The sequence below is a fragment of the Acinetobacter sp. WCHAc060033 genome (assembly GCF_004209125.1).
GTDB lineage: Bacteria > Pseudomonadota > Gammaproteobacteria > Pseudomonadales > Moraxellaceae > Acinetobacter > Acinetobacter wuhouensis.
In genome coordinates, this window is sequence record NZ_SGSW01000028.1 from 1 (window position 1) to 24602 (window position 24602).

The window sequence follows — 24602 nt, forward strand, 5'->3', positions numbered from 1 at the left end:
CAAGTCACTGTTTTATCAGAAGTTTTAATCTTCATCACCGCCGATGGATGTGCATTCTACAGCATTTCAGAACCAACACAACCCCCTTTTTCATTTTTTTATAAAAAAGTGTTTCATCTGTTTATTTTTCACCCATAAATCATATTTATTCACATTTTTTGATCAAATTTGTTCTAATACAAATCGAATAACTCTTGTTAGAATGTCATTAGCCGTCTTTAATTTGATTATCGACTCATTTTATTTTCAAAATACTTCAAGGAATCGTATGCGTCCTTATCATACACTTTGGGCTTGTTTACTCAGCATTGGCTTAACGAGCCATGTATTTGCTCAAGAAGAGTCATCTACTCAAGAAAATGCAAACAATGCTTTGTCTACAGCGTCTGTTTCTGATGATAAGCCTGCTATAGATGACACAACAACTACAGCAACGTCAAAACATCCGAGATTGACAGCGTTAAAAGAACTTAAGCATGTTACTAAAAATGATCTCAAGGTAAATGCAAATGCGGCTCAACCTGATGCTGTAAAAGACCCATTACAACCCTTAAACCGTGAAGTTTATGCATTTAACGATATGTTAGATCGTAATATTTTCAGACCTATTGCGGTTCAATATAAAGAGAAGACTCCAGAAGATGTTCGCTCTTCTTATAGTTTATTCCGTAAAAATCTAAGCGAACCATGGAATGCAGTAAACCAACTCGCTCAAGGTCGATTTAGTCGTGCAGCAAAATCTTTAGGTCGATTTACAATTAATACTGTTACTTCTTTAGGTATGGCTGATCCAGCGACACGTCTAGGTTTAGCGACTGAAGAAGAAAGCTTAGGTATGACTTTAGGTTATTATGGTGTTCCAAGCGGCCCTTATTTGATGCTTCCTATTTTAGGACCAAGTACCATTCGTCACGTCGGTGACTATGTTGCTGAAGGTTATGCAAATCCAATTACTTATCCAATGGATGACAATGGTCAAACAGGTTTAATCTGGGGAAATCGTGTTTTAGGCGGTATCAATACACGTGCTAAACTTCTCGATGTTGAAAGCGTATTACAAGGTGATCGCTATGCAGCAATTCGTGACATCTATTTACAACGTTTGGCTTTCCAAATTGCTGAGAAGAAAGGTAAAGGTGAGGAAGCTGTTGCCTTTGTAGATGACGAAGACGAAAGTGATGATGTTACGAGCCCAGATGATAGTACTGACTCTAACACTCAGCAATAAGCTTAATATTTTGTTAAACTTCATTGCTAGCCATTCTTATCGTTTTGCTAGCAATGTCGTGTCATCTATAGTAAATCTATTAAATCACGCTGTTTATCCCCATTAAAGGTCATTCATTTCATTCATGTATTTCATTCAGCCAAATCGCCAAATTTCAAATCTTGAACAAGTGTTAAATACACTTCCGAGTTTGCAAATGATTACGATTGAAGATATTCATCTTTATGACCCGACCCGAATTGCGATCGCCGATGTGCATGACTTTTTACAACATCAATGGGCACTACCCACTATTGTTATTGCGCAAGAAAATGAAGGTGCTGAATTGTCTCAAGCATGGGAATTGGGTGCTTTAGCGGGTTGGATTTGGACAAAACTACCCATCAATCTTGAGGGTTCACTGTTAAAAATTGATGCGCAATATAAGCGTAATCAGGACAGTCGTGATCTTCCCTCTGCTGCTGAATTACAAAAGAAACTATTACCCAACCCAATTGAGCTACAAAATTATAAGGTTGAGACGTTATTTCAACCTTCTGCATATTTGTCTGGTGATTGGTACGATTATTGGAAAATCAGCGATAAAGAAATCATGTTCTATCTCGCTGATGTATCTGGTCATGGGGTAACAAGCTCATTACTGACCTCTTGGATGGCGGCATTTCATGGTCGCTCTAAAACACCGAGAGAATTAATCAAAAAACTCAATGGGATGCTCGTTCAAGAAAATATTGAAAAGCACATCACTATGGTTGCAGGTATTCTAAACTTAGAAACCCATGCTTTAAAATGGTCAAGTGCAGGACATTATCCTCCACCGATTATTTTGGAACCGAATCAAGCTCCTCGCGTTTTAAATACCAGTAGTTTTCCTTTAGGGCTGACAGAAGACCTAGAAGTTGAAGAATTCCAATGCACATTAACCAAACATGCTCGGTTTATTATTTGTTCAGATGGTGCGCTTGAACCTTATAAAGGTGGTTTGAACGAACAGTTCGCGCAATTGGTCTATGATTTGCAAAATCAATCATTCCGCGCGCCAGATCACGTCGCAGATGATATTGCCATCCTCAGTCTCCGAAGAATGAATTAACTTTACAATCAATCACATATAATAAATTAGACTAATAAGCTATACGCAAATGCTTGAGTATAGAGTTGCGCTATGTGATAATTTTCCTATCCTTCTCTGCAAATGGCATTTATATGTCAACAGGTCATGTTGAATATGCAAGCTTGGATGGAACGCATATCTTCAAACTCATTGGTGAAGTGCGAGCCCAATCTTGTATAAGCTTAGACAAACTTTTGGCGAGGATTGAACAGCAAAAAAACGTCACTGGCGCAATTGTTGATTTAACCCAAACCACATTTATAGACAGTACAGTTCTTGGAATACTTGCCAAGCTTGGCTTAAAGCTAAAACAAGTACACCACATCCAAGCCGTGATGCTGTCCACAAATCCAGATATTACCACTCTAGCCAATAGCATGGGCTTGGGGCAGGTTTTTGTTATTTTAAATTATTGTGGCGACCCTCAGGTCTGCACCAAAGCTTTGATTGACGACAATGTGAATCATAGCACCATGTTGTGTACCGTTCTCGATGCACACAAAACGCTGATGAAGCTCAATGAAAACAACCAAAATATGTTTGAGCCATTGGTTAAACAACTTGAGAAACAGCAAGATACGATGGACTGTGTATCTTCAGATCAGCAAAACGCTTAATCTTTCCAAGTTTGTCATCATTTAAAGGGATTGCACATGACTTTACTTTCTGTTGTTCAAATGAATTCTCAAAATGACATTGAAGCAAACTTCAGTGTGATTGAGTCGTTGATACAACAAAGTAAAGCGGATGGCGCATCGTTGATTGTTTTCCCTGAAAATTTCGTCTGTTTCGCGGCAGGTAAACAGCGTGAAACGGCTGCTCGTTTTGAAGAAATTCAACAGCGTCTGGAAAATTTAGCCCATCAATATCAAATTTGGATTGTTGCAGGGACTTTGCCTTGCCCTTTCCGTCCTGATGGTTCGATCATTGAAGATGGTCGTGTGCGTACTGTGAGCTTATGTATCAGCCCTGAGCGTACCGAAGCACGTTATGACAAAATTCATTTGTTTGATGTGCAAGTCGGTGATGCTGTGGGTGGTTATCAAGAATCTAAGTTTTTTGAGCCTGGTACAGACGTGGTTGTTGCGAAAACACCGTTTGGCAATATCGGTTTGATGGTCTGTTATGACTTACGTTTTCCTGAACTGGCTTTAACGCTACGTGCTCAAGGTGCAAATATCTTGACTGCGCCTGCTGCTTTTACTTATACCACGGGTGAAATGCATTGGCAGTTGCTTCTTCAAGCACGTGCGATGGACAGTCAATGTCAAGTTTTGGGCGCTGCTCAACAAGGTTGGCATGGTGAAAAGCGTCAGACTTGGGGACATGCAGGTGCGAGCAATAGTCGTGGGCAAATTTTACAAATTACAGATCAAGAAGGCGCGCAACTTTTAACAGTGCCATTTGATTTAGCAGAACAAGAAGCAATTCGTGCGTCTATGCCTTTGATGCAGCATCGTAAGCTGGTTAATTTTTAAATTTTTAGTTTAATTCTCAATATTACTTCTAAGAAATTACATCTATTGAATGGCATAAATATTTCGTTTCTAATAGCTTAATTTTTCAATATAAATCAAACAAAATAATGCGCAAAATTCTACTCTTAACTGCCCTATTCACAGCATTCATTCATAGTCCTGTTTTGGCAAAAGATAATCCGCAATATACTAAAGCCAAGCAAAACTTTGAAAAAGAATGTGTTCGTGGACTCGCAACACCTGTTTTACTGAAAAATAAAGTGCAAAAACACAGTTTTCAAATTCAATATACAACAGATGATTTTCCGTTAATCTACGGTTTAGAAACAGCGCAATTAGAAAATGGTCAATCCATTCGGCTTGAAAATGTCGGATGTGAATCTTATGGTTTCGACATTCAGTTGATTTTAAATGCACAAAACATTGAAAAAGATCATAAACTTTGTCAAAGCTGTTTAATTCAAGAGTTAAAGCGAATTGCTGTATATTTTCAAACTGATGATCGTGGTTTTTATCTTTATGGAATTAAAGCCTTAGAGCAACAATTTACAAAATACAAAACGTTTAAAATCAATGCAGAATACCAACTCAAAGGTTCTGAAGAAATGCCTCAAACTTTTACTTTTGGCAAAATTGCGAAACAAAAAAATGGGCAATATCTGGTGAGTTTTTTAAATAGCGTAGGTCCGCTTTAAGGCGCAACAATATCTCGCCTAAATTTACAAAAACACTGCTTATTCTTTCGGCATTTTCAGACAGGATGGTTATTCCTATTAAAAATTTTCAAGCCATAACAGGGAAATAATCATGTCTTTAGAAAAAGTCGTTTATACAGCACATGCCAAAGCAACAGGTGGTCGTGATGGTCGTGCAACCTCTTCGGATAATATTTTAGATGTGAAATTAGCTGTACCTAAGGAAATGGGCGGTGCAGGTGGTGGAACAAATCCTGAACAGCTTTTTGCTGCGGGTTATTCTGCATGTTTCTTGGGTGCGATGAAGTTTGTTGCCAATCGTGATCAGTTAAAGATTACACCTGATGTGTATATTGAAGGTGAAGTCGGTATTGGTCCAATTCCAACTGGTTTTGGGATTGAAGTGAAGTTAAATATTCATTTGGAAGGCTTGGAGCAAGCTGAAGCACAGAAGTTGGTAGATGCTGCTCATATCGTTTGCCCCTATTCAAATGCAACGCGTGGCAATATTGATGTGACGTTAAATGTGATTGTTTGATTTTTTAAGAAATAATTGGTCAAAAGCCGATTTTTGTAATCGGCTTTTGCAGATAAAGGATGTTTCCTAATTTACTAACAAATTGAAAAATAAAAACTATTTAATTATGATTTCGCATAACGCCCATTATGTTAAAATGACAGACGGCTTTAACAATATCAGTAAATGGTAAACTGCTGATCAAATAATTTTTATTAAGAAATATGTAAAAAATGAATTTTTATTATAGTCATAATGATGGTTTAACCATATTTAATAGTATTCGTGATCGTAAAGATGTACGAAAAGCTGTTGGTATAAATTATAGAGTACTTCCAAAGACCGAATATAATCAAAATTCAGTTGATTCCTTTGGAAAGCTAAGCATAAAGTGTTGGTATGACAAAAAGAATAGACTAACGGAAGTAGAGCTTCACGATTTAGATGCAATGTTTTATTTATTTAATAAACAAGTTTTAGGAATTTCCTATAAAGAATTAACAGCAATATTAAATGAAAATAATATTTGTGTGGTTAAAGATGAAGAGGGGCTAGGAGTTAATATTTTAAAAGATACTATTCGGTTTTACATTCCTGAAATCGAAGAGGAGAGAGATTTTGCTAAAGTTGAATCAATTTGGCTAAAAATTCCCAAATTATTAGATTGTGAAAACAATTGCTAATGTGATCAATTAAAAAGAAATTTAGTCTGATTGAACTTAAGATTTCCTAAAATTAACATAATACACCTTATGCGAAATGGCTATGATTTCTTATTTTAAATCATAACCTTATCACATAGCAAAATACCTAATCTTCACAGGTTAGACCTTTTTATAGATTTTTCACGTTTCACGCTTAGTATTCAACCATTGTTTCACGAATTTAAATAGATATCTTAAACAATACTCAGTCTACAATAGTGGAAAATTCAAAACCTAATATGAATATTCCGTTACTCACTCCGCAGCTTCATTGGTCACACGTAAAACCTCTTCCATCGTGGTTTTACCTGCCAGCACCTTACGCAAACCATCGTCACGAATCGAACCTGCATCACGGCGCGCATATTCCTCAAGCTCATATTCCGCAGCATTACCATGAATCAAACGACGCATTTGCTCATCGATTGGAACAATTTCATAAATCGCAGTACGCCCTGTAAACCCAGTATGTGAACAGTGATCACAACCATTTGGCACAGGAAGTTTTAAATTAAAATCTGTCGAAACCGGTTTAAATACTTCTTTTTCAAAATCATCCGCTTCACGCCATGTATGACAATGCGAACAAATCGTTCTCACCAAACGCTGTGCAATCACGCCAATCAACGAACTGGATAATAAGAATGGTTCAATACCCATATCTTTTAAACGCGTCACCGCACCAATCGCAGTATTGGTATGCAGTGTTGATAACACTAAGTGACCTGTAAGCGAAGCCTGAACTGCAATTTCCGCAGTTTCAAGATCACGAATCTCACCCACCATCACCACATCAGGATCTTGACGCAGCATGGCTTTGAGCGCACGCGCAAACGTCATATCCACTTTGGTATTGACCTGTGTTTGCCCAATCCCCTCAAGCTGATACTCAATCGGGTCTTCGGCTGTGAGAATATTTTTAGAACCATCATTCAAGTCAGAAAGTGCTGCATAAAGTGTCGTGGTTTTACCCGAGCCTGTAGGACCTGTAACGAGGATAATGCCATGCGGACGATGTACCAAAGTAGTTAAACGATCATAATCACTTTGCATCAATCCCAAATGGGTCATATTCAAACGCCCAGCTTGCTTATCCAGCAGACGCATCACCACACGCTCACCATGTGACGATGGCAAAGTCGATACACGGACATCCACTTCACGCCCTGCAAGACGCAAAGAAATACGACCATCTTGCGGAACACGCTTTTCAGCAATATCCAGTTTTGCCATGACTTTAATACGTGACACCAACAAGGGTGCAAGTTCACGGCGTGGCTGTACGATTTCACGTAACTGACCATCTACACGCAAACGCACTGATAATTTCTTTTCAAAAGCTTCAATATGAATATCAGACGCACCGACACGGATGGCTTCTGAAAGTAAGGCATTAATCAAACGCACAATCGGCGCATCATCTTCCTGATCCATCAAATCTTCAGTTTCAGGAACCTGATCAGCTAAACTGAGTAAGTCTGGATGATCTTCCAAACCTGCGGCAACCTGTTGAGATTCCCCAGTTTCCCCTGCATAACTGGAACTGAGCATTTGATTGAACTCAGTTTCAGAACATAACTGATGTTGCGCAACGCGTCCTAAATAGCGACGTGCTTCCTGTATTGCAATTTGTGCGGTATCCTGACGACGAACAATAAAAACTTGATCGCCCTCATAGCGCAATAACACGCCATGTCGTTTTGCAAAACTATAGGGTATTTGTAATTGTTTAAGGACTTGCATTACAACTTATATTAATGATTTAAATTGCTTTGAGTGTACTCTATGCGCATGACAGCGTGAAGTCTGTTTTTTAAAGAATTGATGATTTGCAAAGCCTATTTTTTAATGATCATTTATGTACGGGATAAACACATTTGTCAAAGAAGAATGAACATCTAGAACCTGAACTTCCCGACCTCAAGTGGTGGGGAGAACAACAGTTTGAACTGCATCAATCTAAGGCATGGCAGTTTGGCTCTATGATTATGCGCATGACGCGTGGCTTGCAAGAGTGGCGTTTAGAATATTATCGTCCACAGTTTCAATATGACTATGAACAACAATGGCATTGCATCCACGATGTGAATTTTGGCTTTCCAGAACCCTTACATGTTGAACGCTACATGTTCAGAGAAACGCATAAAACATTTCAACTGTTGCCTCGTTTAGCTGATCGTTCTGTGGTGATTCGTCCTGTAGACCCGATTTATATTCCCGCGGGGCAACGTGGCACACTCTATATCAGTACACCGCTTTGGGTTTCAGGTTTTGTTCAAGCGCAAAAAGAGCCACTGTTTGATATTCCTGTGATTCAACCCAAAGATACATGGTTCGGCCCCGATCATCGTTTTGGTGAAATGTGCTATGCCACATCTGTGGATGGACGTACTGAATTAAACTTATTACGTCCTCGTGCTTTTCGTGCTGTGACCCCGATTGATTTTCATAATGTCAGTAATCATCAGCTTCGTTTTGATCGTATGAATGTACCTGTTCCTGCCTTGCCACTTTTCTATAGTGAAAGCACGGGGCGTTTATGGACATCACAAATCAAAGTCATTTATGAGGGGAATGATCGCCCTGCACGAGTAAAAATTGAAAATCGCACCCCACCACTGGCAGGTGAAGTGGTCTATGTGCATCCGCCTCGTTCACCAGGTGGTGCATTGTTTAATATGTTTGATTCATTTTTCTAATGGGATGAGGTAAATATGGCTGATTCCAACATCCCCAAAGACATCGCTCAAAGCCTAAAAGGCATTTTTACCAATATCAATGTCGATCGTTTAAGCGAAATTGCGGTTGCACTGGTTCTCGGTTTTGTCGGTTTTATACTGGCTCGTGTGGTGTCCAATACCTTTATCCGAACCATCGGTGTACGTTTTAATGCACATCAACGCTTGGTTTGGCGACGCGGTATTTTTTACTTTATTTTCATGATTTTTGTCATGGCAAGCTTAAAAGAAGCTGGCTTTAAACTCAGTGTCTTTTTAGGTGCAGCAGGGATTTTAACGGTTGCCTTAGGTTTTGCCTCGCAGACCTCTGCTTCTAACTTGATCAGCGGACTATTCTTGATTGGTGAAGGTTCATTTGAAATTGGCGATACCATTCAGATTACCCTAATTCGTGGACATACCATTGAAGGTGAAGTTATTTCCATTGATTTGCTTTCAGTCAAACTGCTGACCATGGACAATGTCTATGTCCGTCTACCCAATGAGCAATTGATCCGAGCACCTGTACATAACCTATCTAAATTTCCAATCCGGCGACTTTCCATCACAGTTGCAATTAATTTTACCGAAGACATTAATAAAGTCCGTGAAGTTTTAATCGAACTTGCCAATGATTATTCACTGGTACTCGCTGACCCTAAACCACGTGTCACTGTGTCTTCTTTTGCTGAATCCTCTATTGAGATTCTTTTTGCTTTATGGTGTAAACAAAGTAACTATCTACAAGTCAAAGATGAAATTCATGAATTGATTCAAAATCGTTTTGTGGAAAATCAGATCGAAATCCCTGTGCCAAAAATTGGTTTTGTAGATCGCCCTGAAGCCCAAAGCCCTTCTCGCAATGAAGACTTAGATGAATATGCCAATGCGCAAGACTTAAAGCTCGAAAAGAAACAAGATAAATCTTTGTAATTAATGTTACCAAGTAGCATCAAAATCGAATTTTACACCTCGAAAAAGTTAGATACGCGGAAACGTCATCCGCAACGTGTTTGAGGCATGAGCCAGTTATGGCGCAAGATCTATAAGTTAATGTTTCTGCGATGTATTAATCAAGAGGTGGTGGTCGACGAGTTTTGCGGTGAGGATCCTCAAAATATATTTTGAGTCCGCAAGATGGTTTCCTTGCGCAGTTTCACTGCTCATTTTGCCAAAACAAAAGTAAGGCGAGCCGCAGGTTAGTCCGAAAATCAAAACTTTTCCATGTAAGACTCTGCTAAGGGGAATTAAAAAAATTTTAAATATAGATGACTCTTTTCAACCACGTAACATTAGATTGTAATTCAAATTTTCAACAGCAATTACTGTTGTGCTCATTGAGTGCAATAAAAAATAGCTAAAATGATTCAATAAACAACAAAATTTTCATCAAGCTTTAAGTATTCAAATGCTAAATTAATCAGATCTAAGCAAAAAATGGATTTGATCATGCAACTCAATCATTACTTAAACTTTCAAGGAACAACCGAAGCTGCATTTAACTTTTATAAATCTGTCTTTGGCGGAGAGTTCAGCTACTTGACCCGTTATGGCGAACTGCCACAAGAAGATGGCGTGACATTTTCAGAACAAGAAAAAAATTATATTTTACATATTTCACTACCGATCAATGATTTCACCATGCTGATGGCTTCCGATGTGAATGACCAATTTTGTGCACCTAACAGCATTTTTAGCCAAGGGACAAATCACTACATTTCGATCAACTTAGAATCACATGAAGAAAAAGAAGCACGACGTTTGTATGCAGAACTGTCCGTCAATGGACAAATTGAAATGCCTTTGGACAATACTTTTTGGGGTGCGCTGTATGGTGCGTTTACAGATCAATTCGGGATTAAATGGATGATCAACTGCCAACTCAGTGAAGCATAAACTTGGCATCACGATTAATACGTTCTGCAATATAGCCTATTGAATTACATTAAGATCGGTTATATTGCATCCAATCTATAATGAATGTGTTTATAACAATATGATCACAGGTCTTACTCATACCGTTCTGATTATTCTCATCACCATTGGGATTTCAATGGTGGCATGGCAACAACGCAATGTGATGAATCGTTTGATTTTCAATATTTCAGCGATTAAACATGGTCAATATGATCGTTTTTTGACACACGGCTTTATTCATAATGATGGCATGCATTTATTTTTTAACATGTTTACCCTGTATTTCTTTGGGCGAAATGTTGAGTTCTTTTTTCGTGGTTATCTGAGTGGTATGGGCTTTGTCCTGTTCTACTGTAGTGCCATTATTATTGCGGCAATTCCAAGTTATTTGCATAACCGTAATCTTAACTCTTATCGTAGCTTAGGTGCGTCTGGTGCAGTCAATGCCGTCTTGTTCAGTGCGGTGCTGTTTAACCCTTGGGGTATTTTATATCTTTACTTTATTCCGATTCCTGCAATTATTTTTGCCACGATTTATCTCTGTTATAGCTTCTATGCCATACGTTCAGGGCGCTCACCGTTGATTGACCATCGTGCGCATATTGCAGGTGCTGTGTATGGCTTCTTATTTCCTATGATTTTAGAACCATCACTTGGCACAGCATTTTTCTATAAATTTTTAAATACACCGTTATTTTAAATGCGCCTCTATTTTCAATAAGTACAGCAATGTTTGATGTTTAAGTATTTGAAGTAATCATTCGGCTTAAACATCAATATTGGAAAACTGCGCAATAATGGTTAACCCGATAGTAATAAAGGCAATCCCCACCCAACCTGCCAAATCAATATTCTGTCCAAGAAAAGCTTTGGCTAAAAGTGCCGTCGCAATCACGCCCAACCCAGACCATAAAACATAGAGAATCCCCGCTTGCATAAATTTCAATGCATAGGCTGCACAGGCAAATGAAATAATATATAAAACCAAAGCAATCCCTTGATCTAGCTTATTGACCAAACCATTGCCTTTAGCAGAATAAAAAGTAGAAAGGACATCCGTCGCAATCGCGATCAATAACCAGAACACCCCAGGATTAATTTTTGCAAACAATTCAGACATTATCTTTATAGTTCAAATTTTAGTGGCTGAAGTTTAGCTTGAGTTTGATATAAGGAATAGTACGATCATCATTTTCAATAAAACAAAGTCGTCGCAAAAGACTCAGCAAGAATCATAGTTCAATTAAAAAACAAAAAGGCGAATTATTATTCACCTTTTCAATCATTAATTTTTAGGTATTGAAAATTAACGCTGATCCAATCTAAAAGAAGTCATGGTCAATGAGCCACCAACTGCGCGATCGTTAAAAATAGACAATTCATCTTTATCTTCTTGCAAGCCTAATGCATACAGCATTGGATAATAATGATCAGGTGTTGGAATCGACAATAAGAAATCTTGCCCTTGTTTATCCCAATCAATCAATGCTTTGTGATTATGATTGAGCAAAAAATTCTTCATTTTGGCGTCGGCTTCTAACGCCCAGTCATAACCGTAATCATCATTCATTTTATCAAATGCAACCTGTCTCAGGTTATGTACCATATTGCCACTTGCAACGATCAATACACCTTTCCTACGTAATTGAGCAAGTTCTTTAGCCAAATCATAGTGATATTGCGCACCTTGGCTATAGTCGATACTGAGTTGTACCACTGGAATATTCGCTTCTGGGAATACATGACAAAGTACCGCCCAAGTGCCATGGTCTAAGCCCCAGTCATGATCATGATGCACATGAATACTTTGAATGGCTTCTATGGTCGCCTCAACCAACGCTTGATTACCTGATGCAGGATATTGCATATCGAATAATGCTTGCGGAAAACCACCGAAATCATGAATGGTTTTAGGCTGTTGCATTGCAGTCACTGCTGTTCCGCCCTGCGTGAGCCAATGTGCAGAAATACACAAAATCGCAGTGGGTTGAGTATTTAATTCAGCACCAATATTGTTCCATGAACGTGTGAAATCATTGCTTTGAATCGCATTCATCGGTGAGCCATGTCCAAGAAACAGCACAGGCATCACTTCCGTATTGGGCAGCGTTGCATTCCAACCTTTCAGTAAGGACAAATCACCTGTTGTTTGATGTAACATTTCATTCACCATGAAAATAGACTTTGCTTTATTATGCAAAGATTCTGATCATGAACATAGTTACTTTTACAACATACAACATTGCAAAAATAGAACGATGGCTGAGAAATAGAATGACGCTGAGGTAATAAAAAAGCCGAATTTTCATTCGGCTTTCTGTTCATTTTTCAATAATGTCTTAGAGTAATTCTTTACGCAGTTGCTCAGGTGTTTTCATTGAGAGTAAACCTGGTGCAACATCAAATGCAGTTTTCGCACCGTACTGCTGCATTTGATTCAAGCGATAACATGCACGTGCATACGCAACCAGTACACTCGCTGTAAACTCAGGATTACTGTCGAGTTTTAATGAAAATTCAACAACCTGATTCTGTTCATCACTGGTGTTTCCACTACGAATCACAAAACCGCCATGTGGCATTTTTTGGTGATCTTTTTTCAGTGTTTCTTCATCAATGAAATTTACAGTGGTGTTGTAGTCTGCAAAATAGTCAGGCATGGTCACGATCGCCTGCTCAACAGCTTTTGCATCTGCACCGTCTGCAAGAACGACATAACATTCACGTTGATGCTTTTCTTTGGTTGTCAACGTTGGACGTGCGCCACTACGAACTTTTTCAATCGCATCCGTCGATGGAATGGTGTATTGCACACCAGCTTTCACGCCCTCTACACGACGAATTGCATCCGAGTGACCTTGGCTTAAACCTTTACCCCAAAAGGTATAAGTTTCACCATCAGGTAATAGCGCTTCACCAAATAAACGGTTGATTGAGAACATGCCTGGATCCCAACCAATCGAAATCATCGCAGTTTTCTTATTTGCTAAAGCAGGTGCATCCACCGCAGCAAAATATTCAGGAATACGTGCGTGGGTATCAAAACTATCTACGGTATTGAATTGGCTTGCCAAGATTGGACCTTGCTGTGGCAAATCATCTTTCGAGCCACCACATAAAATCAATACATCAATTTTATCTTGGAAATCACTTAACGAATCCATTGCATACACTTGAGTTTCAGCAAAGCATGGAGAAACTGTTGCAGGATCACGACGGCTGAAAATACCGACCAATTGTAAATCAGGATTTTTTTGAATCGCAGTTTCAACACCACGCCCAAGGTTGCCATAACCCGCAATACCGACACGAATAGAATTTTGCATAAAAACAAGGTCACTTTTAAATAAAACTAAAAATAAAAGGGCTAGAAATAAAAGACTAAAAATAAAAGTGAATGCCTAAGATTTTAAATTAGATATTCACTTTTATTTTGAATATTCCGAAATATTAAACCTAACGCCTAGAGCTTAAGTAACCTTATTCTACATGACTATGCACTAAAATAGAGCAATGTTAACCCTATAAAATATATAAATTTATGATCAATTTTTAAAAATAAAAAAGCCTGCTTGATGCAGGCTCTTGAATGTCAAATAGGCTTAAGCACCCGTTTGATAACTTGCTTGCGCAACCGCAGTCGACGCTTGGTAAGGGTTGGTAAAATCACCCAAACCTGCCGCTGCTTCAGTAATATCTTTACCTTCTTTAATCACGAAAGTATCGAAACCTGAACGCTTCATGTAATTTAAAACATCTTTAAATACATCACCTGTGGCACGAAGCTCGCCTTGATAGCCTTGGCGACGTAACAACGCAGCAAATGAATAACCACGACCATCATTAAAGCCTGCAAAATCAATAAAGATTGCATCTAACTGATCAAGTGGAAATTGATTCACTTCAGGAGAAGTATCTACGGTAATGAATAAAGCTTTTTTACCTGAAACATTGCCAATTTGATCCAATTGCTCAACAGTCAGAAGCACATCACCTTGTGGTAACACACCATCTTCACCGATGATTTGATAAGTATTATCTGCAATTGTGCCATCTTTAGAGAGGACTTGAAGTGCTGTATTAAGCATATGCACGCTCCTTAAATGGCTGAATGCCGACACGACGATAAGTTTCGATAAACTCTTCACCTTCATTACGAAGATCAAGATAAGTATTCAAAATTTCATCCACAATATCAGGAATCACTTCTGCTGAGAATGATGGCCCTAAGATGTCACCAAGTGAAGCATCGTGGTCTGCATTTCCACCTAAAGAGATTTGGTAGAATTCAGCGCCTTTTTTATCTACACCCAAAATACCAATATTACCCACATGGTGGTGACCACAGGCATTCATACAACCCGAGATATTCAGATCAATTTTACCCAAGTTATAAATGGTATCTAAGTCATCAAAACGGCGTGAAATCGCTTCTGAAATTGGAATAGATTTCGCATTTGCCAATGAACAGAAATCACCACCTGGACAGCAGATAATATCGGTAATGAAACCAATATGCGCACGAGCAAGGTTATTCTTTTCAAGGATTTGCCACAATTCAAACAAGTCTTTCTGTGGTACATCGACCAAAGAAATGTTTTGTTCGTGTGTCGTACGAAGTTCACCAAACGTGTATTTGTCTGCAAGATCAGCAATCAAATTCATTTCTTCAGTGGTCATATCACCCGGTGCAACACCTGCACGTTTCAGAGAAATCGTCACGATACGATAGCCTGCAACTTTGTGTGCATTGGTATTAATATTGAACCATTGCTTGAATTTTGGATGCTCTGCAAATTGTGCAGTGAAATCTTCATCTGCATAATTTTGATACGTAAATGGTGTGAATTCCTCATCCATTTTCTTCAACGTATCTGCATCAACTTTTAATGTTTTAATCGTTTCAGCAAATTCAGCTTCAACTTTTTCAGCAAATACCGCAGGGGTTAATGCTTTTACCAAGATTTTAATACGTGCTTTGTATTTATTGTCACGGCGACCATGTAAGTTATACACACGAAGAACTGCTTCAAGATAAGCAATTAAATCTTCACGTGGTAACCATTCACGGATCATAGAACCAATAATTGGGGTACGACCTAAACCACCACCAACTTTGATTTTATAACCGAGTTCACCCGCTTCATTGCGTGTTAGATATACACCAATATCGTGGAATGAAGTCGCTGCACGATCAACTTCCTCAAGTGCAGAGACTGCAATCTTGAATTTACGTGGTAAGAATGCAAATTCTGGATGGAAAGTTGACCATTGACGGATCAATTCACAAGTAGGACGTGGGTCAGCAATTTCGCCTGCAACCACACCTGCATATTGGTCAGTGGTTGTATTACGGATACAGTTACCTGAAGTTTGGATCGCATGCATCTGAACTGTTGCAAGCTCTTGCAACATATCAGGCACATTTTCCAATGCAGGCCAGTTAAATTGAATATTCTGACGTGTAGAAACGTGCGCATAGCCACGGTCAAATTCCTGAGCCAATTCAGCAACTTTGCGTAATTGCTTAGAGTTCATTAAACCATAAGGCACGGCGATACGTAACATCGGCGCATAGCGCTGAACGTATAAACCATTTTGTAGACGTAAAGGACGATACTCATCTTCAGTGAGTTTACCCGCTAAATAACGTTCCGTCTGATCACGGAATTGTGCAACACGTTCATTAACCAATTGTTGGTCAAAATCAGTATATAAATACATGGCGTACAGCTAGTAGTTTCATTATAACGATGCACAATATAACGAGATTTGATCTATCAGCGAAATGCTTTTTTTACATATTTTATAGCGATTTTATTGATAAGCCTTGTTGAAAGCATGAATAACTAAGGCTTTGCGAGTTTTTATCACATTTATTACGATATTGATGATTTTCTGAGATACTTATCTTATTAAGTGATAAGAAACCAAATTTCTTACTCACTCATTTTAAAGGGTTAAATAAGTATTTTCCCAATACCCTTGTGCAAATTCGCCCTCGATTAATTGCACATAACGTCCATGTACATGGTCAATGGCGATACAATCATCGACATCCAAGACACGATCGGTATGTGGTTTTTGCCAATGCTGAGCAAATTGTTGTTTTCCTTTCATTTTAGCTTCAGCTGAATCATGAGCAACGACAAGAACATAGCGATGCAATTCACCAAATTCATGAGCATCATAACCACCCAAATTAATCAGCCATAATTTAGCATCTGAGCTATTCGGCTGAGCATCGGTAAAATGGATTTGATACTTCTTATTTTCAAACTCCAAACCATGTAGCTGATGCCATGCATCAATATGTAAACCTTGCTGTTCACCAAACCATGCATGTTTCAGTTGTGGTGTAATTTCTTCAAGCGATTCACCCACTGCTAAAACGACATCATGAACTTCAGTATTGGCACGTGCGTGGCGACCACCAAGCATGACAATAAACAAACTCGACATTTCTACACCAAATTTTAAATGCAATGTAAATCCTTAAAATTTACATCCTATAAATATAGCTGTTTTCACAGGCCTAGACTTCAATAGGATAGTGCTATCGCGTTAGGCGACATGGATGTCGCCGTTGAGTCGGGGTTCTAGGATGAACCCCTGACGAAACAAAAGGGTTTTGTTACTTTTGCCCAGTCAAAAGTAAGGCATCGCCTACGCAAATTTATTTGATTACTCAGCATAATTTAGGGCTGTGCTTGCCATTTGACTTTAATTAAATGATATGAAAATAAAGCCCCTTCAAGGAGCTTTATTTATGATTTTATTGAGAATTACATCTCAACCATTTCTACGCCATCAATGCGGGCTACTGTCATCAAATCTTTATCACCACGACCAGAAACAGTCGCAATGATGATTTGATCTTTATCCATGGTCGGTGCAAGTTTGGTCACGTATGCCATCGCATGTGAACTTTCAAGCGCAGGAATAATCCCTTCGATATGGGTTAAATCACGGAAACCTTGTAGTGCTTCGGTATCATTGATTGGCACATAGTTCACACGGTGCATATCTTTTAAGAAACTGTGCTCAGGACCTACACCTGGATAATCCAAACCTGCTGAAATTGAATGCGTTTCAATGATTTGACCTTGATCATCAGACATTAAATAAGTACGGTTGCCATGAAGTACACCGACATGACCTGCGTTTAACGGTGCAGAGTGTTTACCAGTTTCGATGCCATAACCCGCAGCTTCAACACCGTACATTTTCACATCTTCATCATTCAAGAATGGATAGAACAAGCCCATTGCATTTGAACCACCGCCTACACATGCAACCAATGCATCAGGAAGACGACCTGCTTGCTCTTGGATTTGTTTACGTGCTTCACGACCAATGATCGATTGGAAATCACGTACCAATTGCGGATAAGGATGTGGACCTGCAACTGTACCAATCACATAGTAAGTTGAATCAACATTGGTCACCCAGTCACGCATCGCTTCGTTCATGGCATCTTTCAATGTTTTTGAACCGCTTTCTACAGGTACAACGGTCGCACCCAATAAACGCATACGATACACATTCATGGCTTGACGTTTCACGTCTTCAGCACCCATGAATACCACACACTCAAGACCCAAACGTGCTGCAATTGTAGCTGTCGCAACACCGTGCTGACCTGCACCAGTTTCTGCGATAATTCGCTTTTTACCTGACAATTTTGCCAATAAAGCTTGACCAATGGTGTTATTCACCTTGTGAGAACCCGTATGATTTAAGTCTTCACGTTTTAAGTAAATTTGCGCACCACCCAACTCTTTCGACCATCGCTCAGCATAATATAGCGGACTTGGACGTCCGACATAGTAGGCTAAATCACGGTCGAATTCTGCCAAAAACTGAGCATCATCTTTCATACGGAAATAGAGTTTTTCTAAATCTTCCAATGCTGCCATAAGAGTTTCTGACACAAAACGTCCGCCATGGATACCGAAATGCCCGTTTTGATCAGGGAATTGGGTATAGTCAATCTTACTTTGTTGATCCACGTTGGACTCCTTTCATAAATCTTTCTATGAGTTGTTGGTCTTTAATACCTTTTGCGGATTCTACGCCTCCGCTGACATCGACTGCATACGCTTGAGTCGTTTGTATCGCATCTTCAATATTCTCAGGTTTTAAACCACCTGCCAATATTAAAGGAATATCGAGTTTGGGAAACTGTGACCAGTCAAAACTATGCCCTGTTCCACCTTTCAGTTCAGGATGCCATGCATCTAAAAGCATAGCACTTGCACCAGCCTGTTGATATTGCTGAATTGTCGAAATTATTTCTGCACTTGTCGCATCAGGTTTCACCTGAATCGCTTTGTACCAACGACGTTTATTATAGTGTGCAATCTGCCTGCATTGTTCTGCTGATTCATCACCATGAAATTGAATCACATCAAGCGGAACTTGCTCTAAAACCTGAGCAATGTCTTCTGCTGTTGCATTGACAAACAGCCCCACAATATTGACATAAGGCGGAATCAGTTTTGCCAATTGTTGTGCCAATTCTACATTTACATAACGTGGACTCGGTTCAAAAAATACCAAACCAATCGCATCCACACCTGCTTGGACAGCAGCCTGAATATCTTGTGGTCGGGTAATTCCGCAAATTTTGGCACGGGTACGCATAGCATTAACTCGGATGTGTTCTTTATTTTCAATACAAATTTAAATATTGAAGGCGAATCATTGTAAAGCAATTTTTATACATTGCGTGGATTTTCAAGGCCTTTCCATATGAAAATAAAAAAGCCCTGAAATTTCAGGGCTTTTTCTGCATCTACAAATTATTTCATTGCATAACGTAAAGTCACCCAAGCAGTACGACCGTCTTGGTTATATCCTTGCGAAGTTTGATATTGCTTATCAAACATATTAGCTAATTTTGCCTGAATAGAAAACTCTGGTGTTGCTTGGTAAGTCACACGCGTATCGGCTGTTGCAAAACTTGGTAAAGAAGCTGTATTTAAACCATCGGTATCGATATAACGTTTATCTTCTGCATGTACAGATCCACCAATTGTCCATTTATCCATTGTATAGTCAGCAGATGCGTTAAATAACTGTTTTGCACGATAGCTAATTTGTTTGCCTTTGGCAGCACCTTCACTACGGTTTTCTGGATCTTGGTACGTGTAATTTACATTCCATTTCCAGTTTGCTAGTGTTTGACCCAAGCTTAATTCAGCACCACGAATACGTGCTTTGTCGATTTGGCTCGCATACCAATTCCATGAACCAGGTGCATCTGGACGCCATACAATCAAATCATCAATTTCATTATAAAAACCATTCAACTCCCAATCGAGAGTTTTCAACTGACCTTTTAAGCCAATTTCATAGTTTTTAGATTCCTCTGGCTCTAAATCAAGAACACCACCATAAGGACTGTATAAATCATTGAACGTTGGTGCTTTAAATGCTGTGCCATAGCTTGCATAAACCATTGCCTGATCAAAATGATAACCTAAAGTTGCATTACCAGTGGTATGCGTACCAAACTGTTCATTATCATCTACACGAAGTGCTGCTTGTAATTCAACTTGGTTATAGTTACCAAGATATTGCGCAAAATAACCATGATTATCACGTTCTTTTTCTACATATTCTTTGACACCAGAGCCTTTCACTTCATCATTTAAATAATCATAACCCAACAATAAAGTATTATTTTTATTAAATTTTAATGTATTTAACCAAGAAACCGTATCTCTTGTAGTGTTATAAACCGACTGCGATTTTTTATTACTACGTGAATCTTCTTTATCTTCTGCTCGCCCTAATTTAACTTGGGTAGACCAAAGATCATTCACATCATAAGTTGCGCCAAGACCATACACATTTTGCTGAATTTCTTGTTCTGGATTAACTGCATAACTATTGTCATATTCAGTTGTACCATCAACATGAAGTACATTCATATCCACAGCCAGTTTATCTGTAATTTGATGCCCTGCTTTTAATGAAACTGAATAGTTTTTATAACCATCATGATCACGTTCGGTCTGTGTATCTGTCGAATCAATTCCTTGAGTATGTGTACCCGCAACACTTAAAGTTGCCCAACTATTGTCGGTTTTGATATTGACGCCCGCATTTGCATCATAGCTTTCATGAGAGCCATAGGTAAATGATGCAAAAGGTTTTACCCCATTTTCAGTCCCTTTACGTGTATAAATTTGAATCACACCACCAATCGCTTCAGAACCATATAAGCTTGAACGAGGGCCACGCACAACTTCCACACGTTCAATTTGATCAATTGGAAGGAATTGAAATGCGGCTTGACCTGTAGTTGCAGAACCAATTTTTTGACCATCAACCAAGACTAAAATTGCATTAGCATTAGTACCACGTAAACTAAGTGATGTTGCTTTACCTGCACCACCACTATTCTTCATGGAAACACCTGGGAGTGTTTTTAAGAGATCTTCTACAGAGTTATATTGCTTACGTTCAATTTCAGCACGATCAATGACCGTAACCGCAGCCATGGTTTTTTGGTTATCTTGTTCAACCAAATTTGCGACTGTGTTAATCGTTGGAAGTTGAACAACATTTTCAGAAGCGATAGCTACTGATAAAGGAGATAAAGTAAAAAAAGAGCTAACTAAAGCTTTTGAAATAATACGCATAAAATTACGTCCCCATTCGCACCGCCCGTGCGAAACAAACTATGGATTATGCAAATGTTGATTGCGCTATATCGATTTCATCAACAACGAATAATAAACAATTGCATATTAATTAGGTCTGTATCAGGCCGGTCTCCGGACTTAAGAGCAATCATTTCAAAAAATGGTTGAACTCTATTCACCGTTGCGGGGGCAGTGTCAGATTAGGAATTTCTACTGACTTCCCAGTTTCACTTCTGAATTGAAGCACCTGAAACGTTCGCAGATTATGTTCTGACCATGTTGAAGTCAAGCTTAATTTTTAAAGTATATTCTTATCGTCATCGAAATCTTTTATGCTTATATAGACACTGAAATTTTCGCAAGGAATCCAAATGGGACATCGTTTAAGTAAAATTTACACACGTACAGGTGATGCAGGAACAACAGGGCTTGGTGATGGCTCACGTGTAGCCAAAGATGATCTACGCATTGCTGCACTGGGTGATGTTGATGAACTTAACTCGATTGTCGGTGTATTACGTTCACAAATTGCAGTGAGTACAATTGAAGATAAAGCGACTTGGGATAAATCACTCAGCTTAATTCAACACTGGTTGTTCGATTTAGGCGGTGAAGTGTGTATTCCAAACTACAACCTACTACAACCTGTTTGCGTTGAGTTTCTTGAACAAGAAATTGACCGTATGAATGAAGACTTACCGATGCTGAAAGACTTCATTCTTCCATCTGGAACAATTGTTTGTAGCTATACCCATCAAGCACGTGCAGTTTGCCGTCGTGCTGAACGTAGTTTAATGACCGTACATACACGTGACCAAAATATCCAAGCCACAGCTTTACAACTTCTCAATCGCTTATCGGATTGGTTCTTCGTTGCTTCACGCACATTACAACGCGCTGAAGGTGGTAGCGAAGTACTTTGGCAAAAGAATATTAATGAGACGATTTGATCGTACATATCATTTACAACACACTTTCCTATAAATTAAAACCACATGATAGTGCTATTGTGTTAGGCGACATGGATGTCGCCGTTGGGTACAGGTAAATGGACTTACCTTGTACTCAACAAAAGATTTTTGTTACTTTTCATCTTTGAAAAGTAAGGCATCACCTACGCAAATTAATTTAACTTTCCAATACAATTTGAGGTTGTGAACACCTTATAATCTTTAATCGTTGAGCAAACAAACCTTTCAAATAAATATCATCAGACAGAGTGCATTATGAAAATCATCGGACATCGTGGCGCACGTGGAGAAGCTCCTGAAAATACTTTAGCTGGGTTCCAATACATCCATGACTTAGGCATTCGTGCAGTCGAATTTGATGTACGACAGCTCAAAGATGATGAACTCATCATCATGCACGATGACAACTTTCTTCGAACTACAGGAACAAATCAAAAACTCTATGATCTAAAAAGCACAGAGCTCGAGTCCTACAACCAAGCCAATATTTGGATGGATTGGGAAAAACAAATCACACCAACTTTGCGTCAAAGCCTGAATATCATGCAAGACTTTGAACATATCGAGGTTGAAGTCAAAGCGGTTGAAACAGAAGAACACGCTGAAAAACTCGTTATTGAATTAGAAAAACAGCTTAAAGGCTTTGAAAATACTGCAGTAATCACCAGTTTCGATCTAAAAATCCACCAAGCTTTAATTCAACAAAATAGTCATTTCAAACACGGTTTACTCATTGAAGATGACATTCAAGACAAAGCCATCGAACAAGCTTTAGCACTGAAATGTTGTCAAATTGGATGGATGAACCAATTAGCCACAGATCAACTACTCAAAGCAACACAAGATGCCAATTTAGCCATCAGTATTTGGACAGTAAACGATATTGAACGTGCAAAAAAATTACGTGATTTAGGAATTGATGGTTTGATTACCGATTTTCCTAAAATGATGCAAGTGGCACTGAATCAAACCAAATAATCATCAAGGATTCAGCTTGTTTTACTTGATTATCAACAGTCTAAACGACGACTTTTGCCAGAAAGCTATGACTAAAATTTGTATGCTTTTTTGACAAAAAAATCATACTTTTGAATCATTCATTTTTTTCGATTAAATCTTTAAAATTCATGTTTTATTCTGTTACTGTTTTATACAATACAGATGTACACTAATGCTAGTGAACACATGTTCGCCCATGATAGAATCCATGAATGTATAGCCTAGAAAAATACTGAAGCTATGCTTTCAACTTTAACCTAATTAAGGTTCTTAGGAGTGCTGTTGGAGATGAATGCTCCCCTACCCAAAGCCCCAATAAACTGGATCGGTGTTTTTGCATTGGTATTTTTACCTATAGTTGCAATGATCGCGATCCCTTTATACGCCTATCATCATGATTTTAGTGCGGCAGCTTGGATTAGTTTATTCGTTTTACTCGGTCTCAGTAGTTTAGGTATTACTGCTGGTTATCATCGTTTATGGGCGCATCGTGCCTATGAGGCGACTTTACCACTCAAAATCATTTTGATGATTATGGGTACTTTTGCTGTACAAAACAGTATTTTATTCTGGGCTTCTGGTCACCGTACCCATCACCGTCATGTGGATGATGTCGATCAAGACCCGTATTCAATCAACAACGGTTTTTGGTTCGCGCACATTGGTTGGATGTTACGTAACTATCCATCTTCTGAAGCCAACTATAAAAACGCACCAGATTTATTAAACGATAAAGTTGTGATGTTCCAAGACAAATATTACATTCCATTGGTCATTGCAGTTCATGCAGGCATTTTATTGCCAATCGGCTGGGCTGTAGGTGACATGTGGGGCGTATTATTATTGGGTGGCTTACTTCGCTTGATCTTTAGCCATCATGTGACGTTCTTCATCAACTCACTATGCCATATGTGGGGCAAGCGTCCTTATACAGACGAAAATACAGCACGTGATAACTTTATCCTTGCGATTGCGACTTGGGGCGAGGGCTATCATAACTATCATCATATTTTCCAATACGACTACCGTAATGGTGTGAAATGGTGGCAGTACGATCCGACAAAATGGCTCATTTGGTCATGCTCTAAAGTTGGTTTGGCAAAAAATCTTCGCCGTATTCCAAGCTTTAATATTAAAAAAGCTGAATTGGCCATGAAGTTTAAATATGCTGAACAAGATCTTGCGATCTATGGTCACGATGTGAACTCCGATATTGCAGCGATGAAGCAGAAAGTCTCTCAAGAATATGAAGCATTTACCCATACTTTAAATGATTGGGCTGCTTTAAAAGAGCAAGAGATTCAAGCGAAAAAAGCTGCTGTTGCTGAAAAAATTCATCAAATGGATGCCAAACTTAAAGTTGATTTCCAATTGGTTGAACAAAAACTTGCTTTCCATCGTGAACGTTTAGAAACCTTAATGCGTGGTATTAAAAAGAACGTTGTTTCTTAATCAAATTTGCATCAATTGAAAAGCTCCGAAATGGGGCTTTTCTTTTAGCATTAAAAATCCTCCCCCCTCTGGGAGATGAAGATCCTCAGAAGTCATTCTGAGTCTGCAAGGAGAGGGTTATCCAATAAAAATGCCCTTGAACGAATAGAACAAAA

At 38.8% G+C, this 24602-nt stretch carries 24 protein-coding genes and 1 riboswitch; of the genes, 14 read left to right on the plus strand and 10 right to left on the minus strand.

Annotated elements, in window-relative coordinates:
• The first annotated feature begins 268 nt into the window (after nucleotides 1–268).
• The 7 genes from EXE10_RS13115 (at nucleotide 269) to EXE10_RS13145 (ending at nucleotide 5715) form a co-directional block, all read left to right on the plus strand.
• Nucleotides 269–1228, plus strand: a complete 960-nt coding sequence (locus EXE10_RS13115; protein ID WP_068973327.1) for a VacJ family lipoprotein — start codon at nucleotides 269–271, stop codon at nucleotides 1226–1228.
• A gap of 124 nt (nucleotides 1229–1352) precedes the next feature.
• Nucleotides 1353–2321: an RsbU family protein phosphatase GigA gene (gene gigA, locus EXE10_RS13120; RefSeq protein WP_130113664.1), complete on the plus strand. Its 969-nt coding sequence runs from the start codon at nucleotides 1353–1355 to the stop codon at nucleotides 2319–2321.
• A gap of 113 nt (nucleotides 2322–2434) precedes the next feature.
• Nucleotides 2435–2959 carry an anti-anti-sigma factor GigB gene (gene gigB, locus EXE10_RS13125; RefSeq protein WP_068973325.1) on the plus strand — a complete coding sequence of 175 codons (525 nt, stop codon included), beginning with the start codon at nucleotides 2435–2437 and terminating at the stop codon, nucleotides 2957–2959.
• Between the two features lie 36 nt (nucleotides 2960–2995).
• Nucleotides 2996–3820, plus strand: a complete 825-nt coding sequence (locus tag EXE10_RS13130; RefSeq protein WP_130113665.1) for a carbon-nitrogen hydrolase family protein — start codon at nucleotides 2996–2998, stop codon at nucleotides 3818–3820.
• A 107-nt stretch (nucleotides 3821–3927) separates the two neighbouring features.
• Complete coding sequence (locus tag EXE10_RS13135) at nucleotides 3928–4515, plus strand: hypothetical protein (protein ID WP_130113666.1); 588 nt, start codon at nucleotides 3928–3930, stop codon at nucleotides 4513–4515.
• Nucleotides 4516–4627: 112 nt separating this feature from the next.
• Nucleotides 4628–5053 carry an organic hydroperoxide resistance protein gene (locus tag EXE10_RS13140; protein WP_130113667.1) on the plus strand — a complete coding sequence of 142 codons (426 nt, stop codon included), beginning with the start codon at nucleotides 4628–4630 and terminating at the stop codon, nucleotides 5051–5053.
• Nucleotides 5054–5265: 212 nt separating this feature from the next.
• Nucleotides 5266–5715 (plus strand): hypothetical protein, encoded by a 450-nt coding sequence (locus EXE10_RS13145; protein ID WP_068973321.1) that lies wholly within the window; start codon nucleotides 5266–5268, stop codon nucleotides 5713–5715.
• Between the two features lie 276 nt (nucleotides 5716–5991).
• On the opposite strand, the gene gspE is transcribed toward EXE10_RS13145, so the two are convergent.
• The gene (gspE, locus tag EXE10_RS13150; RefSeq protein WP_130113668.1) at nucleotides 5992–7479 is read right to left on the minus strand and encodes a type II secretion system ATPase GspE; all 1488 of its coding nucleotides are present in this window, start codon (nucleotides 7477–7479) and stop codon (nucleotides 5992–5994) included.
• A 134-nt stretch (nucleotides 7480–7613) separates the two neighbouring features.
• Here gspE and EXE10_RS13155 point away from each other — a divergent pair, with 134 nt between their 5' ends.
• The 4 genes from EXE10_RS13155 to EXE10_RS13170 all read left to right on the plus strand — a co-directional run bounded on the left by EXE10_RS13155 (nucleotide 7614) and on the right by EXE10_RS13170 (nucleotide 11070).
• Complete coding sequence (locus tag EXE10_RS13155) at nucleotides 7614–8435, plus strand: hypothetical protein (RefSeq protein ID WP_130113669.1); 822 nt, start codon at nucleotides 7614–7616, stop codon at nucleotides 8433–8435.
• Nucleotides 8436–8450: 15 nt separating this feature from the next.
• Nucleotides 8451–9386, plus strand: a complete 936-nt coding sequence (locus EXE10_RS13160; RefSeq protein WP_068973316.1) for a mechanosensitive ion channel family protein — start codon at nucleotides 8451–8453, stop codon at nucleotides 9384–9386.
• 516 nt (nucleotides 9387–9902) lie between these two features.
• Nucleotides 9903–10349 (plus strand): VOC family protein, encoded by a 447-nt coding sequence (locus EXE10_RS13165; protein WP_130113670.1) that lies wholly within the window; start codon nucleotides 9903–9905, stop codon nucleotides 10347–10349.
• Nucleotides 10350–10449: 100 nt separating this feature from the next.
• The gene (locus EXE10_RS13170) at nucleotides 10450–11070 is read left to right on the plus strand and encodes a rhomboid family intramembrane serine protease (RefSeq protein WP_068973314.1); all 621 of its coding nucleotides are present in this window, start codon (nucleotides 10450–10452) and stop codon (nucleotides 11068–11070) included.
• Between the two features lie 66 nt (nucleotides 11071–11136).
• Here the strand turns inward: EXE10_RS13170 and EXE10_RS13175 are convergent, their stop codons facing one another.
• The 9 genes from EXE10_RS13175 to EXE10_RS13215 form a co-directional block, all read right to left on the minus strand.
• Nucleotides 11137–11490 (minus strand): DMT family transporter, encoded by a 354-nt coding sequence (locus EXE10_RS13175; protein ID WP_068973313.1) that lies wholly within the window; start codon nucleotides 11488–11490, stop codon nucleotides 11137–11139.
• A 186-nt stretch (nucleotides 11491–11676) separates the two neighbouring features.
• Nucleotides 11677–12543, minus strand: a complete 867-nt coding sequence (gene ygiD / locus EXE10_RS13180; RefSeq protein ID WP_130113671.1) for a 4,5-DOPA dioxygenase extradiol — start codon at nucleotides 12541–12543, stop codon at nucleotides 11677–11679.
• Between the two features lie 166 nt (nucleotides 12544–12709).
• Nucleotides 12710–13696 carry a diaminopimelate dehydrogenase gene (locus tag EXE10_RS13185; protein WP_130113672.1) on the minus strand — a complete coding sequence of 329 codons (987 nt, stop codon included), beginning with the start codon at nucleotides 13694–13696 and terminating at the stop codon, nucleotides 12710–12712.
• A gap of 276 nt (nucleotides 13697–13972) precedes the next feature.
• Complete coding sequence (locus EXE10_RS13190; RefSeq protein ID WP_068973310.1) at nucleotides 13973–14458, minus strand: DUF934 domain-containing protein; 486 nt, start codon at nucleotides 14456–14458, stop codon at nucleotides 13973–13975.
• Entirely contained in the window at nucleotides 14451–16094 is a 1644-nt protein-coding gene (locus tag EXE10_RS13195) for a nitrite/sulfite reductase (protein WP_130113673.1), read from the minus strand. The genes EXE10_RS13190 and EXE10_RS13195 overlap by 8 nt, the downstream gene beginning before the upstream one ends.
• Before the next feature lie 228 nt (nucleotides 16095–16322).
• Nucleotides 16323–16832: a DUF1543 domain-containing protein gene (locus EXE10_RS13200; protein WP_130113700.1), complete on the minus strand. Its 510-nt coding sequence runs from the start codon at nucleotides 16830–16832 to the stop codon at nucleotides 16323–16325.
• 323 nt (nucleotides 16833–17155) lie between these two features.
• Nucleotides 17156–18382: a tryptophan synthase subunit beta gene (gene trpB / locus EXE10_RS13205; protein ID WP_087554139.1), complete on the minus strand. Its 1227-nt coding sequence runs from the start codon at nucleotides 18380–18382 to the stop codon at nucleotides 17156–17158.
• Nucleotides 18366–19016 (minus strand): phosphoribosylanthranilate isomerase, encoded by a 651-nt coding sequence (locus tag EXE10_RS13210; protein ID WP_130113674.1) that lies wholly within the window; start codon nucleotides 19014–19016, stop codon nucleotides 18366–18368. Before EXE10_RS13210 ends, trpB begins: the two co-directional genes overlap by 17 nt.
• Nucleotides 19017–19174: 158 nt before the next feature.
• On the minus strand, nucleotides 19175–21022 hold the full coding sequence (locus EXE10_RS13215) for a TonB-dependent receptor domain-containing protein (RefSeq protein WP_130113675.1): 1848 nt from the start codon (nucleotides 21020–21022) through the stop codon (nucleotides 19175–19177).
• A 108-nt stretch (nucleotides 21023–21130) separates the two neighbouring features.
• A riboswitch (cobalamin riboswitch) is annotated at nucleotides 21131–21291 on the minus strand.
• A gap of 105 nt (nucleotides 21292–21396) precedes the next feature.
• On the opposite strand from EXE10_RS13215, the gene EXE10_RS13220 reads away from it, so the two are divergent.
• The 3 genes from EXE10_RS13220 (at nucleotide 21397) to EXE10_RS13230 (ending at nucleotide 24447) form a co-directional block, all read left to right on the plus strand.
• Nucleotides 21397–21975 (plus strand): cob(I)yrinic acid a,c-diamide adenosyltransferase, encoded by a 579-nt coding sequence (locus tag EXE10_RS13220; protein WP_130113676.1) that lies wholly within the window; start codon nucleotides 21397–21399, stop codon nucleotides 21973–21975.
• 276 nt (nucleotides 21976–22251) lie between these two features.
• Nucleotides 22252–22974: a glycerophosphodiester phosphodiesterase gene (locus EXE10_RS13225; protein ID WP_130113677.1), complete on the plus strand. Its 723-nt coding sequence runs from the start codon at nucleotides 22252–22254 to the stop codon at nucleotides 22972–22974.
• A gap of 309 nt (nucleotides 22975–23283) precedes the next feature.
• Nucleotides 23284–24447 (plus strand): acyl-CoA desaturase, encoded by a 1164-nt coding sequence (locus tag EXE10_RS13230; protein WP_068973303.1) that lies wholly within the window; start codon nucleotides 23284–23286, stop codon nucleotides 24445–24447.
• The last annotated feature ends 155 nt before the right edge of the window (nucleotides 24448–24602 follow it).

Coding starts and splice junctions, on each gene's coding strand:
- EXE10_RS13115 (WP_068973327.1), top strand. CDS start 269: ATGCGTCCTTATCATACACTTTGGGCTTGTTTACTCAGCATTGGCTTA.
- gigA (WP_130113664.1), top strand. CDS start 1,353: ATGTATTTCATTCAGCCAAATCGCCAAATTTCAAATCTTGAACAAGTG.
- gigB (WP_068973325.1), top strand. CDS start 2,435: ATGTCAACAGGTCATGTTGAATATGCAAGCTTGGATGGAACGCATATC.
- EXE10_RS13130 (WP_130113665.1), top strand. CDS start 2,996: ATGACTTTACTTTCTGTTGTTCAAATGAATTCTCAAAATGACATTGAA.
- EXE10_RS13135 (WP_130113666.1), top strand. CDS start 3,928: ATGCGCAAAATTCTACTCTTAACTGCCCTATTCACAGCATTCATTCAT.
- EXE10_RS13140 (WP_130113667.1), top strand. CDS start 4,628: ATGTCTTTAGAAAAAGTCGTTTATACAGCACATGCCAAAGCAACAGGT.
- EXE10_RS13145 (WP_068973321.1), top strand. CDS start 5,266: ATGAATTTTTATTATAGTCATAATGATGGTTTAACCATATTTAATAGT.
- gspE (WP_130113668.1), bottom strand. CDS start 7,479: ATGCAAGTCCTTAAACAATTACAAATACCCTATAGTTTTGCAAAACGA.
- EXE10_RS13160 (WP_068973316.1), top strand. CDS start 8,451: ATGGCTGATTCCAACATCCCCAAAGACATCGCTCAAAGCCTAAAAGGC.
- EXE10_RS13165 (WP_130113670.1), top strand. CDS start 9,903: ATGCAACTCAATCATTACTTAAACTTTCAAGGAACAACCGAAGCTGCA.
- EXE10_RS13170 (WP_068973314.1), top strand. CDS start 10,450: ATGATCACAGGTCTTACTCATACCGTTCTGATTATTCTCATCACCATT.
- EXE10_RS13175 (WP_068973313.1), bottom strand. CDS start 11,490: ATGTCTGAATTGTTTGCAAAAATTAATCCTGGGGTGTTCTGGTTATTG.
- ygiD (WP_130113671.1), bottom strand. CDS start 12,543: ATGGTGAATGAAATGTTACATCAAACAACAGGTGATTTGTCCTTACTG.
- EXE10_RS13185 (WP_130113672.1), bottom strand. CDS start 13,696: ATGCAAAATTCTATTCGTGTCGGTATTGCGGGTTATGGCAACCTTGGG.
- EXE10_RS13190 (WP_068973310.1), bottom strand. CDS start 14,458: ATGCTTAATACAGCACTTCAAGTCCTCTCTAAAGATGGCACAATTGCA.
- EXE10_RS13195 (WP_130113673.1), bottom strand. CDS start 16,094: ATGTATTTATATACTGATTTTGACCAACAATTGGTTAATGAACGTGTT.
- EXE10_RS13200 (WP_130113700.1), bottom strand. CDS start 16,832: ATGTCGAGTTTGTTTATTGTCATGCTTGGTGGTCGCCACGCACGTGCC.
- EXE10_RS13210 (WP_130113674.1), bottom strand. CDS start 19,016: ATGCGTACCCGTGCCAAAATTTGCGGAATTACCCGACCACAAGATATT.
- EXE10_RS13215 (WP_130113675.1), bottom strand. CDS start 21,022: ATGCGTATTATTTCAAAAGCTTTAGTTAGCTCTTTTTTTACTTTATCT.
- EXE10_RS13220 (WP_130113676.1), top strand. CDS start 21,397: ATGGGACATCGTTTAAGTAAAATTTACACACGTACAGGTGATGCAGGA.
- EXE10_RS13225 (WP_130113677.1), top strand. CDS start 22,252: ATGAAAATCATCGGACATCGTGGCGCACGTGGAGAAGCTCCTGAAAAT.
- EXE10_RS13230 (WP_068973303.1), top strand. CDS start 23,284: ATGAATGCTCCCCTACCCAAAGCCCCAATAAACTGGATCGGTGTTTTT.